Annotated in this window: 13 protein-coding genes; 8 read left to right on the forward strand and 5 right to left on the reverse strand. The window is 64.0% G+C overall.

Features of this window, described 5'->3' with window-relative positions; translation table 11 throughout:
* The first annotated feature begins 63 nt into the window (after nt 1–63).
* Complete coding sequence (locus B4393_RS09945; protein WP_070936431.1) at nt 64–912, forward strand: LLM class F420-dependent oxidoreductase; 849 nt, start codon at nt 64–66, stop codon at nt 910–912.
* On the opposite strand, the gene B4393_RS09950 is transcribed toward B4393_RS09945, so the two are convergent.
* On the reverse strand, nt 909–1511 hold the full coding sequence (locus B4393_RS09950; RefSeq protein ID WP_078334032.1) for a hypothetical protein: 603 nt from the start codon (nt 1509–1511) through the stop codon (nt 909–911). The two genes, B4393_RS09945 and B4393_RS09950, sit on opposite strands and share 4 nt — an antisense overlap.
* Before the next feature lie 127 nt (nt 1512–1638).
* Between B4393_RS09950 and B4393_RS09955 the strand changes: the two genes are divergently transcribed.
* Nucleotides 1639–1857: an STM3941 family protein gene (locus B4393_RS09955; protein WP_078334033.1), complete on the forward strand. Its 219-nt coding sequence runs from the start codon at nt 1639–1641 to the stop codon at nt 1855–1857.
* A 140-nt stretch (nt 1858–1997) separates the two neighbouring features.
* Here B4393_RS09955 and sucD read toward each other — a convergent pair whose 3' ends face one another.
* Nucleotides 1998–2900, reverse strand: coding sequence for a succinate--CoA ligase subunit alpha (gene sucD, locus B4393_RS09960; protein WP_078279240.1), 903 nt, complete (start codon nt 2898–2900; stop codon nt 1998–2000).
* An 18-nt stretch (nt 2901–2918) separates the two neighbouring features.
* Nucleotides 2919–4082, reverse strand: coding sequence for an ADP-forming succinate--CoA ligase subunit beta (gene sucC / locus B4393_RS09965; protein ID WP_070936439.1), 1164 nt, complete (start codon nt 4080–4082; stop codon nt 2919–2921).
* 422 nt (nt 4083–4504) lie between these two features.
* On the opposite strand from sucC, the gene B4393_RS09970 reads away from it, so the two are divergent.
* Both B4393_RS09970 and B4393_RS09975 read left to right on the forward strand, forming a co-directional pair.
* Complete coding sequence (locus B4393_RS09970; RefSeq protein WP_078334034.1) at nt 4505–5551, forward strand: M23 family metallopeptidase; 1047 nt, start codon at nt 4505–4507, stop codon at nt 5549–5551.
* Nucleotides 5552–5724: 173 nt separating this feature from the next.
* Nucleotides 5725–6048, forward strand: a complete 324-nt coding sequence (locus B4393_RS09975) for a M23 family metallopeptidase (protein WP_078334035.1) — start codon at nt 5725–5727, stop codon at nt 6046–6048.
* Here B4393_RS09975 and pcrA read toward each other — a convergent pair.
* Nucleotides 6045–8405 (reverse strand): DNA helicase PcrA, encoded by a 2361-nt coding sequence (gene pcrA, locus B4393_RS09980; protein ID WP_078334410.1) that lies wholly within the window; start codon nt 8403–8405, stop codon nt 6045–6047. The genes B4393_RS09975 and pcrA overlap by 4 nt on opposite strands.
* Nucleotides 8406–8778: 373 nt before the next feature.
* Between pcrA and B4393_RS09985 the strand changes: the two genes are divergently transcribed.
* From B4393_RS09985 to msrB, 4 genes are read left to right on the forward strand one after another with little or no spacing between them, the layout of a single operon-like run.
* The gene (locus B4393_RS09985) at nt 8779–9069 is read left to right on the forward strand and encodes a chorismate mutase (protein ID WP_109558328.1); all 291 of its coding nucleotides are present in this window, start codon (nt 8779–8781) and stop codon (nt 9067–9069) included.
* A 44-nt stretch (nt 9070–9113) separates the two neighbouring features.
* Nucleotides 9114–9881, forward strand: a complete 768-nt coding sequence (locus B4393_RS09990; protein ID WP_078334037.1) for a hypothetical protein — start codon at nt 9114–9116, stop codon at nt 9879–9881.
* A 42-nt stretch (nt 9882–9923) separates the two neighbouring features.
* Complete coding sequence (gene pgi, locus B4393_RS09995; RefSeq protein WP_078334038.1) at nt 9924–11582, forward strand: glucose-6-phosphate isomerase; 1659 nt, start codon at nt 9924–9926, stop codon at nt 11580–11582.
* Nucleotides 11583–11627: 45 nt separating this feature from the next.
* Nucleotides 11628–12158 (forward strand): peptide-methionine (R)-S-oxide reductase MsrB, encoded by a 531-nt coding sequence (msrB, locus tag B4393_RS10000; protein ID WP_078334039.1) that lies wholly within the window; start codon nt 11628–11630, stop codon nt 12156–12158.
* 21 nt (nt 12159–12179) lie between these two features.
* On the opposite strand, the gene B4393_RS10005 is transcribed toward msrB, so the two are convergent.
* Entirely contained in the window at nt 12180–12689 is a 510-nt protein-coding gene (locus B4393_RS10005) for a helix-turn-helix domain-containing protein (protein ID WP_078279252.1), read from the reverse strand.
* Nucleotides 12690–12759: the final 70 nt, after the last annotated feature.

Here is a 12759-nt window from a genome sequence, read left to right on the forward strand (position 1 = left end):
TCCGTTTCCGCGAGATTTGGCCCCACCCTCGACAACAAAACTGGAACACGTTCTAATTGGTGAATGGACTACGGGCTCGTTCTGTTCACCAGTGACCGCGGCATCTCGCCGGCCATCGCCGCCAAGGCCGCCGAGGACGGCGGGTTCAGCACCTTCTACGTTCCCGAACACACACATATCCCGATCAAGCGCGAGGCCGCCCACCCCGGCACCGGCGGAGCCGAGCTGCCCGACGACCGCTACATGCGCACCCTGGATCCCTGGGTCTCGCTGGGTGCCGCGTGCGCAGTGACCTCCAAGATCCGCCTGGCCACCGCGGTCGCGATCCCCGTCGAGCACGATCCCATCACTCTGGCCAAATCGATTGCCACCCTTGACCATATGAGCGGTGGGCGGGTCACCGTGGGCGTCGGGTACGGCTGGAACACCGACGAACTGGCCGACCACAACGTTCCCGCGGGCCGCCGTCGCACCATGCTGCGCGAGTACATCGAGGCGATGCGCCAGCTCTGGGAAAACGAAGAGGCCAGCTACTCGGGTGAATTCGTCAACTTCGGCCCCAGCTGGGCGTGGCCCAAGACGGTGCAGAAGCACGTCCCGGTAATCGTGGGCGCGGGCGGCACCGAGAAGAACTTCAGATGGATCGCCAAGAACGCCGACGGCTGGATGTCCACCCCACGCGATGAGGACATCACCGGAAAGATTGTGGCGCTCAAGGAAGAATGGAAGACGGCCGGGCGCGACGGCGACCCGCTGATCTATGTGCTGGCGGGCAAGCCCGACCCCGAGCAGCTGGCCACCTGGCGCGAGCTGGGTGTCACCGAGGCAATCTTCGGGATGCCGGACCGCTCCGAAGAAGAGGTGCGGGCGTACATCGAACGGCTGTCCGGAAAACTCGCCGCGTTCGCCTAACGCTCCGAGAACGGCGGCAGCGCGGCGAACTTCTGCCCCACCCTGATGGTCGGTGTCACCCCGGCCACCCACCGGCGCAGCCGTGTCAGCGGATGGTCGGAAAAGCGTTCATCCCAGCGTATTTCATCGGCGATGTTGTAGGGAATGCCCGGTTCGAGGTCGGGCGCGTAGGGGTGCGGAGGCCACATCCGCGACGACGGCTCACCGGCCGCCAGTAGCTCCTGCAGCACGATCGCCTCTCGGGCCCCGGTGACTGGCCCCTCGGCGAAGGCCCCGCAGACCATCGCGTAGGAGTTCGCGCGCGGCACGACGATCGAGGCCATGAAGGTGAGCCCCTGCGGGGCATCGGCTTTGGGCACCTTGACCACATACAGCAGACCGGGTAACGAGTCGACGCCGACGATGAACGCCTCGACAACGCCGGCGCGCCTGTGGAGCACGGTCTCTACGAGCTCGCGACGCACCGCGCCCACGTCGTCCAGCGGCACCGCCAGGTAAGCACCACGAGAATGCGAAACCCAGAACTGATCACCGGTCGCCGGGTCGTACCAGCCGTCCTCGCTCGGCACCAGCCCGGACGTGTCGAACGAGAGATCCACGAATCGAGAAGGTAGCCGCCCGAAAGCGGTTCGCAAACCCCATCATCCGATTGTTCATGCATAGGTCACGCATTCTCAGTGAGAGAAAGCGGATATCGACTGCCAGTAGATTTTGTGGACGCATCGCATGCGCTATCCGGCGGATCGCGAGAGGCAGCGGATCCTGATGGTCGCCGTGAAGGACCCCGAGCGCTACATCGCACGGGGTGGCCCGGTTACACGACTTCTCAACCGCGGCAACATGCGCATGGCGGGCAGCCCCATCGCGATATCGGCGAATTCGCTCAAGATTGGTTTCGACGAACTGCTCGCAGCGTTTGAGGCGAACCGCAGCAGGTTCGGCTAGCCGACCAGGGCCACGCGCCGAGCGTGAAGCTACGACGGAATTTCGACTTCATTTCCGCGATAACTTCACACGCGGCGAACTGCGAAACGACAAGGGCCCCAACCGGAAAACCGGTCAGGGCCCTTGCGCAGAAAAAACTGCTACAGGCTCTGCAGGATCTCGCGTGCCAGCTTGGCGGTCTCGGACGGCGTCTTGCCGACCTTCACGCCGGCGGCCTCGAGGGCCTCCTTCTTGGCCTGGGCGGTACCCGAGCTGCCGGACACGATGGCACCGGCGTGGCCCATGGTCTTGCCCTCGGGGGCGGTGAAGCCCGCGACGTAGCCGACGACGGGCTTGGACACGTTCGCCTTGATGTAGTCAGCGGCACGCTCCTCGGCGTCACCACCGATCTCACCGATCATGACGATGATCTTGGTCTCCGGGTCCTTCTCGAACGCCTCGATGGCGTCGATGTGGGTGGTGCCGATGACCGGGTCGCCGCCGATGCCGATGGCGGTCGAGAAACCGAAATCGCGCAGCTCGTACATCATCTGGTAGGTCAGGGTGCCGGACTTGGACACCAAGCCGACCGGACCGGTGCCGGTGATGTTGTTGGGCGTAATACCCACCAGGGCTTCACCGGGGGTGATGATGCCGGGGCAGTTCGGTCCGATGATGCGGGTCTTGTTGCCCTTCTCGACGTTGTAGGCCCAGGCATACGCGCTGTCCTGCACCGGGATTCCCTCGGTGATGACAACCAGCAACGGGATCTCGGCGTCGATGGCCTCGATGATCGCGTCCTTGGAGAAGGCGGGCGGCACGAAGGCGATCGACACGTCGGCGCCGGTCTCCTTGATGGCCTCGGCGACACTGCCGAATACCGGCAGCTCGACGTCGTTGCCCTCGGAGTCCTTGTGCGACACGGTGGTTCCGGCCTTGCGCGCGTTGACGCCGCCGACGACCTGAGTACCGGCCTTGAGCATCAGCGCGGTGTGCTTGGTGCCCTCACCGCCGGTGATGCCCTGGACGATGACCTTGGATTCTTTGTTCAGGAAAATGGACATGAGTCAGTGATTCCTTCTCTACTTGCTCGCCAGCTCGGCGGCCTTGTCGGCGCCGGCGTCCATGGTCTCGGCCTGGATGACCAGCGGATGGTTGAACTCAGCCAGGATCGCTCGTCCCTCGTCGACCTTGTTGCCGTCGAGACGAACCACCAGCGGCTTGCTGGCCGTGTCACCGAGGGTCTTCAGGGCGCCGACGATGCCGTTGGCCACTGCGTCGCACGCGGTGATGCCACCGAACACGTTCACGAAGACGCTCTTGACCTGTGAGTCACCCAAGATCACGTCGAGGCCGGCGGCCATCACCTCGGCCGAGGCGCCACCACCGATGTCCAGGAAGTTGGCGGGCTTCACGCCGTTGTGGTTCTCGCCGGCGTACGCGACGACGTCCAGGGTGGACATCACCAGGCCCGCGCCGTTACCGATGATGCCGACCTGACCGTCGAGCTTGACGTAGTTGAGGTCGTGCTCCTTGGCCTTGAGCTCGAGCGGATCGGTCGCGTCTTTGTCCTCGAACTCGGCGTGGCCGGGCTGACGGAAGTCGGCGTTGCCGTCCAGGGTCACCTTGCCGTCGAGGGCCAGGATCTGGTTGTCAGGGGTCCGCACCAGCGGGTTGACCTCAACCAGGGTGGCGTCCTCACCGACGAACACCTCCCACAGCTTCTGGATGGTGACAGCGGCAGAGTCCAGGACCTCGGCGGGCAGCTTGCCCTTCTCGGCGATCTCACGAGCCAGGGCCAGGTCGACACCCTTGACGGCGTCGACGGGCACCTTGGCCAGCGCGTCCGGGTTCTCCTCGGCCGTTACCTCGATCTCCACGCCGCCCTCGACCGAGCACATGGCCAGGTAGGTGCGGTTGGCGCGGTCCAGCAGGAAGGAGATGTAGTACTCCTCAGCGATATCGCTGGCCTCGGCGACGAGGATCTTCTTGACGATGTGGCCCTTGATGTCCAGGCCCAGGATGTTCTGTGCGTGAGTAAATGCGTCATCGGGGGTGGCGGCGTACTTCACACCACCGGCCTTGCCACGTCCACCGACCTTGACCTGCGCCTTGATCATCACCGGCTTGCCGATTTCCTCGGCAATCGCCTTCGCGTCCTCGGCGGTGGTGGTAACCCGGCCCGGCGTCGTCGGCACGTTGTGCTTAGCGAACAGCTCCTTGGCCTGGTACTCGAAAAGATCCATCTAGCTAGCCCATCTTCCTCATCGAACGTCGGGTCGGCACTATTGCACTAGGGACTGTAGCCAAGGCCATAGCGAGGCCCCTCACTACTTCTGAGTAAGTGGCCGATTTCACCACCTGATCAGTCGCAAAATTCACCGGCTGGACATCCGCCGGTGGGACTCGAACACGTCTGCAACCGGTTTCAGTTCGGTCACGAGGACTCGCCATACGGCTGTGATCTGTGATGAGGTAGCCCCGGCGAGATTCGGCAACGACGCCCGGACTTGGGAGCCCTATCAGCGACTTCGTGATGCAAGTCACATTTATATGCGTATCCACGCATTGAGTTGCGACTCCCATCGCCCAACCGTTACCTTCTCTTGGGTTAGATCACGTTTTGGTCACGTCAGGTCGTGACGTCGAACGGAAGACTGGCAGGGTTTTGACACAGCATCGAGCGATACGCACGCGTGGTGGTCGGGGCGCGGAACTAAGCGAGAACGAGATCACCAACATCGTGCCGATCGACGAGTTCGGCCTGGGTGACGCGCTGGACCGCCCCGAACTTGAGGATTACGACGTCTACGAGGACGCCCCGGAAGAGGGCCCCGAGACCGAGCACCAGAGCGCTCTCGACCAGATCGAGCAGGACTGGGTAGAAGACACCGACGAAGCAGACCGGATCCGCGCCTCCATCGAGGCCACCGCGGACTGGTTCGCCGCCTCTGCTGCACGCACCAGAGACCCTCGTGACACCCCCACCGACAAGCTGCCCCGGATCAGCAGCGGAGGCGTACACCGCCGCCGCGAGATCGGCCAGGTAGGCAAGACGCGCCTGGCCCTGGCCGCCATGGCCGCTGGTGCTGCCGCAGCAGCCGGATACAGCGCGTTGAGCGAGCACGATGCCGCGACGGCTGCCGATCACCACAGCCTCGCACTGGGTAACTCCGCAGCGGTGATGGCCACCCACGGCCCGCAATTGGTGTCCGCCCCACTGGCGACCGATACCTCGGTCACCGATGAGCAGCTGGCGAAGGCCACCGCATTCGCGACCGAGCGCGCCGACCGCGAAAAACGTCTGTTGGCTCCGCGCTTCGTGATGCCCACCAACGGCACCTTCACCTCCGGCTTCGGCTACCGGTGGGGCGCCCTGCACGGCGGCATCGACATCGCCAACAGCATTGGCACTCCGATCGTGGCCGCCGCCGACGGCGTCGTCATCGCCACGGGCCCAACCGCCGGTTACGGCGCATGGGTCAAGATCCGTCACTCGGACGGCACCGTGACCCTGTATGGCCACATCAACACGTGGGAAGTTTCGGTGGGTCAGCGTGTGATGGCCGGTGACCGCATCGCCACCATCGGCAACCGCGGTAACTCCACCGGTCCGCACCTGCATTTCGAAGTGCTGCTGGGCGGTTCGCAGCGCATCGACCCGCAGGGCTGGCTGGCCAACAAGGGCCTCACCTTCACCCGTTTCGGCGACTGATATCGGTCCTAGATGCGCAAAAGCGCATTTCTCGCTGCCGCATTAGTCGTCTGGGTTCTCATAACATCGGCGACTGCACAAGCAGAGCCCGATTTGTCGGAGTATGCAGCTGTTGTTCCCGCTGCCGGAAAAGTGACAGACGATGCCACCGTCGCCCATTGGGGGGCGTCAAGATGGGCGTTCGCATCGAAAATGCCGTCGGCACACCGGTTTTAGCCGCCGCTGACGGGCTAGTCACAAGAGCTGGCACACTGGCCAGCAACGACACTGTAGTCGCAATCCAGCACCCGGACGGCGTGGTCACCCAGTATTGGCATGTAGATACCTGGGTGGTCTCTCCGTCTCAGCCGGTGAAAGCGGGAGAGCAGATCGCCACCTTTGGCGAAAACCGCCATGCCGATGGGCTGTACTTCCAGGTCAGCCGTGACGGCAAGCCCACTGACGCACGCGCCTGGTTGGCCTCGCACGGAGCTCAGCTCGGACTACTTGAATTTTAGAGCTTTTGCACGGGCGCAAAGTTGTGCATCAACTTCACCCGTCCGTCACTGCCAAAGTCGATGAGCGACGTGGCGCTCTCGCCGACACCAGTCACCTCCATGACCTTGCCCAGCCCGTACTTGTCGTGGCTCACCCGATCACCGGGCTCCAACACCAGCAGTGGTTTGGTGCGCTTCTTCGCAGACGGCACAGCGGCACCACCGCCAAATCCCCCGCGTGATCCGCTGGACCCGTAGCCCCCGCCGCCGTAGCTTCCGGCACCGGTCGCGATCCGGCCCGGCAACGGGTCGGTGCGGCGCCAATCGATGAGCTCTTGCGGAATCTCTTGCAGGAAGCGTGATTCCGGGTTCATCATGGGCTGGCCCCACGACGAACGCACCTTGGCCCGGCTCAGGTACAGCCGCTGACGTGCCCGGGTGATCCCGACGTACGCCAACCGCCGTTCCTCGGCCAGCTCCACCGGATCGCCCAGCGCTCGCATATGCGGGAACATGCCGTCTTCCCATCCCGTCACGAACACCACCGGGAACTCCAGACCCTTGGCGGTATGCAGCGTCATCATCGTGACCACACCGGCGGAGGACTCGGGCAGCTCATCGGCATCGGCAACGAGCGACACCCGCTCCAGGAAAGCCTCCAGGCTGCCCGGAGGTGCGCCGACATCCTCATCGTCGACCGGAAGATCTTCGCCGGCCACCTGTGCGTTGACCGCGTCGGCACTGAATTCATGTGCGACGCTGACTAATTCATTGAGGTTATCGAGCCGCGCCAGCTCCTGTGGATCGCTGCTGTTCTCCAGCTCGTATCGATACCCGGTGTGGTTCAGCACGGCATCCACCACGTCACCGATATCGGGTAGCGCTCCCGGGTCGGTACGCAGCGTGACACGGATCTGGTCGAGCAACTCCATGAATGCGGCAATTGCCTTCTCGGAGCGAGAGTTCAGCATGGCGACCTTGCCCGCGGCGGCATCCGCGAGCGCCTCCCCGAAACCGATGCCCTTGGACTCGGCGTGCACGGCCACACATGCCTCGGCCCGGTCACCGATCCCCCGGCGAGGGGTATTGAGAATGCGTCGCAGGCTCACCGCATCGCCCGGGTTCGTCAGCACCCGCAGGTAGGCGACGATGTCGCGAATTTCCTTGCGCTCGTAAAACCGCACTCCCCCAACAACTTTATAGGGGATGCCGGTTCGGATGAAGATTTCTTCCAACGACCGGGAGTTGTTGTTGGTGCGGTAGAACACCGCGACGTCCCCGTAGTTGGCGTCCCCGCGATCGAAGAGCCCGTCGATCTCCCGCGCGATGAAGGATGCCTCGTCGTGTTCGTTGTCCGCGACATAGCCGACGATCAGCTCGCCCTCGCCGGAATCGGTCCACAGCCGCTTTTCCCGGCGGTTCGCATTCTTGGCGATCACCGAGTTGGCGGCACTCAGAATATTCTGCGTGGACCGGTAATTCTGCTCCAGCAAAATGGTTTTCGCGTTCGGATAGTCGCGCTCGAACTCCTCGATATTGCGGATGGTGGCGCCGCGGAACGCGTAGATGGATTGGTCGGCGTCACCCACCACGCACAGCTCCGCGGGTTCGGGACCGTCTGGATCGACCGTGCGGTCCACATGCGCACCCGCCAACTCGCGGACCAACACATATTGGGCGTGGTTGGTGTCCTGGTACTCGTCGACCAAGATGTGCCGGAACTTGCGACGGTAGAACTGCGCGATCTGCGGGAACTGCTGCAGCACCGCCACGGTCTCGCCGATCAGGTCGTCGAAGTCCAAGGCATTAGCCGCGCGCAAGCGCCGCTGGTACTCGCCGTACACATCGGCCACGATCTGCGGAAGCTCCCCGCGCAGATCTCCTTCCGTACCGTCAGCGGTCAGGTTGGCCACGGCCTGCTCGGGAGAGATCAGCTCGTTCTTCAGGTTGGAGATCGCGGTGGCCAGCAGCCGTGGCGAGTAGCGCTTGATGTCCAGGCTCATATCGCGGCCGATCATCTGCAGCAGCCGCCGGGAATCATCGGAGTCGTAGATCGAGAAGTTGGAGTTCAGCCCGGGCAGCAGCGAGGCCTGGTTACGCAGGATGCGCACGCAGCTGGAGTGGAACGTCGACACCCACATGGACTGCACCCGGTTGGCCACGATCTGCCCGACGCGCTCGCGCATCTCGGCCGCCGCCTTGTTGGTGAAGGTGATGGCCAAGATCTGGCCCGGGCTGACGTCCCGCTCGGCCAGCAGGTAGGCGATGCGGCGGGTCAACACCGCCGTCTTCCCGGATCCGGCACCGGCAACGATGAGCAGCGGTGACCCCTGGTGGGCGACGGCGGCCCGCTGCTGCGGGTTCAAGCCGTCGAGCAACACGTCGCTGGAGGAACTCGAGTCGCCGGGCACATCAAAGAGCGCGGGTTCGGGAAGTGCCGATGAGCCGCTTGCGCGAAGAGAATCAGATTTCGCCATGACCGATTTAACTTACCGCTGACGAGGGACAACCTCGGCTTGATGCTCTTCACGTCAGTATTCGTCGCATGTCGGCTACACTCTTCGGTGTGCTTGACCACCAGCAGCGATTTTTTTACGGGTACCGGACTCCGGTGCCCGTGGTCTAGCCGATTCACGAGCCCCGCAGTCCGCTACCGGACTTCGGGGCTCATCTCTTGTGAGGCCGAATTCCGGGGTGGCATGCGGGGCGACCGCTCCAAGAGAAAGTGTTGAGAAAGAAATGACTACCCACATGACCGAGAAGGCCAGCCAGAACGACGCTGCGAAGGCCGCCGATGTCGCTCCCGATATCGACGAGCTACGCAAGGAGATCGACCGCCTCGACGCGGAGATCCTGGCCGCCATCAAGCGCCGCACCGAGGTCTCTCGCGAGATCGGCAAGGCACGGATGGCCTCGGGCGGACCGCGCCTGGTCCACAGCCGCGAGATGAAAGTGCTCGAACGCTTCAGTGAGCTCGGCCAGGAAGGCCATACTCTCGCCATGTTGCTGCTGCGCCTGGGGCGCGGCAGATTGGGACACTGATCCGGCCGAGTCCCGGCAGGGATCGGCGATGAGGGAGGGATTCGTTGAGCGACCAAGACAAGGGTGCGGACAACTCCACGGATAAACCGGCCAAGGCCGATGACGAATCGGTGGATTACGAGCTGGAGGCCGCCGTTGCGGCCGAATGCACGCCCACCCGCAGGTTTGTCGCCCGGCACGCCACCACAATCGTCATCGGCGTGCTGGCCGTCTGCCTTGCGGCGGTGACGGCCGTCGCCGCCGGCCTCTGGGTCGAGAACAATCGGACCATCGACGAGGTGCCACAGGCACGCCCGACCGTGAAGCTGGGTGTCCCGCTGGTGAACCCCGAGGTGACCACCGCCAGCACGACTACCACCACAAAATCGCGGGCCCGGACGACAAGCAGTACCACCGGCAGCACCGGCAGCACCGCCACGACCACGACCAGCGGGAGCGCCACCACCACGGCGACCACGACCAGCATCTCCGTGCCCGGTCCCACCACCTCCTCGGTGCCGCGCGAGGCAACCAAGGATGAGCAGTACGAGCTGACGAACGTGCTCAAGGCGTTCTATGCCGCACTCGGCGCCAAGAACCTCGACGTGCTCAACGCGCTGTCCTGCGTGAAGATCACCGACGAGGACCTCGAGGGCCAGTCCGATGACCTGAAGATCACCGTGGACAAGGTCGAGAAGACGGTCATCAACGGCGATACCGCCTCGTCACGAGTGACCATCACCGCAACCGCCGGGGGTAAGACCCAGACAAAGTCGGGTATCGCCGGGTTCGCGCGCATCAGTAACCGATGGGTAACTTGCGCCAATCAATAGGCAGCACTGCACCACGCGATCGCCCCTACTAGGCTCGGTCGCATGACACTCTCAGCGGCGTGGCAGGCACTGGAAACTCATCACAAGCAGATCGCCTCCACCCACCTTCGAGAGTTTTTTGCCGACGACCCCACGCGCGGCAGCGAGCTGACCGTCACGGTCGGCGACTTGTACATCGATTACAGCAAGCATCGACTGACCCGCGAAACCCTTTCGCTGCTAGTCGATTTGGCCAAGGCGGCCGATCTCGAGGGGCGCCGCGATGCGATGTTCGCCGGGGCACATATCAACACCTCCGAGGACCGCGCGGTGCTGCACACCGCACTGCGCCTGCCCCGCGGCGCGCAGCTGGTGGTTGACGGGCAGGACGTGGTCGCCGATGTGCACCAGGTGCTCGACGCCATGGGCGACTTCACCGACCGGCTGCGCAACGGCGAGTGGACCGGAGCCACCGGCAAGCGCATCACCACCGTGGTCAACATCGGGATCGGCGGTTCGGACCTGGGACCGGTGATGGTGTACCAGGCGCTGCGCCACTACGCCGACGCCGGAATCTCGGCGCGATTCGTCTCCAACGTCGACCCCGCCGACCTGGTGGCCACGCTCGCCGACCTTGACCCGGCGACAACACTTTTCATTGTTGCCTCCAAGACGTTCTCGACGCTGGAGACGCTCACCAATGCCACGGCCGCACGACGCTGGCTGATTGACGGACTGGGCGACTCCGCCGGGCAGGACGCGGTGTCCAAGCACTTCGTCGCCGTCTCCACCAACGCGAAGCTGGTGTCGGAGTTCGGGATCGACACCGCCAACATGTTCGGTTTCTGGGACTGGGTCGGCGGCCGTTACTCGGTGGACTCGGCGATTGGCCTGTCGGTGATGGCAGTCATCGGACGGGAGGCGTTCGGTGAGTTCCTGGCCGGGTTCCACGTTGTGGACGAGCATTTCCGCACCGCACCGCTGGCAGAGAACGCACCCGCGCTACTCGGCCTCATCGGCCTGTGGTACTCGAATTTCTTTGGCGCACAATCACGTGGAGTGCTCCCCTACTCCAATGACCTGGCCAGGTTCGCGGCGTATCTGCAGCAGCTGACCATGGAATCCAACGGCAAGTCGGTCAAGGCCGACGGCGCACCCGTGGCGGTCGATACCGGTGACATCTACTGGGGCGAACCGGGAACCAATGGACAGCATGCCTTCTACCAGCTACTGCACCAGGGCACGCGGTTGATCCCGGCAGACTTCATCGGCTTTAGCGAGCCCACCGACGATCTACCTACCGCCGACGGCACCGGCAGCATGCACGACCTGCTGATGAGTAACTTCTTCGCGCAGACGCAGGTGCTCGCCTTCGGAAAGACTGCCGAGGAGATTGCCCTGGAACTTCCGGAGGGCACCGCGCCCAATGTGGTTCCGCACAAGGTCATGCCCGGAAACCGGCCCAGCACAACGATTCTCGCCAGCAAGCTGACCCCTTCCACGGTCGGGCAGCTGATCGCGCTCTACGAGCACGAGGTGTTCACCGCGGGCACCGTCTGGGGTATCGACTCCTTTGACCAGTGGGGAGTCGAGCTGGGCAAGAAGCAGGCCATCGCCTTGCTGCCCGTGATCACCGAGGAGGCATCCCCGGCACAGCAGACTGACAGCTCTACCGACACCCTGGTGCGCAACTACCGCGCAGCGCGCGGAAGAACCAAGTAACCGCGAGGCCTTTCGAGCGGGTCGCGGGCGGCCTACTCTGGATCTATGCGGCGCTGGTTGCCTTCGACCGCTGATCCGGCCCTCACCCGACGGCAGCTGCTCGCCGGTGTGGCGGCACTGTGCGCTCTGACCAGCTGGAGTGCGCTCGCTACCGCGGCAGCCGATCCGACGACCCCGCCAGCACCGAATCCGGCGACCTCACACACCGATGCCGAGTGGCGCCAGCTGCTGACCCCCAGCCAGTACCAGATCCTGCGGCAGGCCGGCACCGAGACCCCGTACAGCAGCCCCCTCAACAACGAGCATCGGGCCGGCGTCTTCAGCTGTGCCGGTTGCAGTTTGGACCTATTCTCGTCAGCGACCAAGTTCGACAGCGGCACGGGATGGCCGAGCTTTTGGCAGCCGCTGCCGAACGCCGTGTCGGAAAGACCAGACAACAGCGCGGGGATGAGTCGCACCGAAGTGCTCTGCCGCCGCTGCGCGGGACATCTGGGCCACGTGTTCGACGACGGCCCCAAGCCCACGGGGTTGCGCTACTGCATGAACGGCGCCGCGATGAACTTCCGCGCCACGTAGCCACCTAGCTGCCGAGAGTCGCTAGGTGGCCGCGACGATCACCACGAGAGCCTGGGTCTCGGATATCCGCCGGATCCGATGGGTACGGGTGGCATCGAGGTAGGCGCTGTCCCCCTCCTCGAGGACATAACTGACGTCCTCACACTGCAACTCGATCGATCCGCGGTGCACGAACACAAATTCCTGTCCCTGGTGGGAAGACTTGTGTTCCGCAAATTCCATCGACGGGCTCGCCAGGAATGGCGTCATGATCTTGCCGAGCATCTCGGTACTCAGCGCATGAAACTTGCTGTCGTCCCAGTCATCCGCGCCACGATCCACCACCACCCGCGACTCGTGGGCGTCGTTGGTGAACAACCGACTGACATCGACGTCGAGGGCCTGGGCAATGCGCATCGCCACCGACACCGACGGCGTGCTGTGCTCGCGCTCGACCTTCGAGAGGTAGCTCTTGGTCAGACCCGTGCGGCCGCCCAGCTCCTCGAGGGTGAGGCCGCGTTCCCGGCGCAGCGCGCGAACCAGCGATGTCATCCGGCCAGTGTGACACGCGGTGTCCCCCGAACAACTAGGCAACTTTGTTGACCATATGACACCTTGTGTC

The sequence above is a fragment of the Mycobacteroides franklinii genome, assembly GCF_002013895.1.
Lineage (GTDB): Bacteria > Actinomycetota > Actinomycetes > Mycobacteriales > Mycobacteriaceae > Mycobacterium > Mycobacterium franklinii.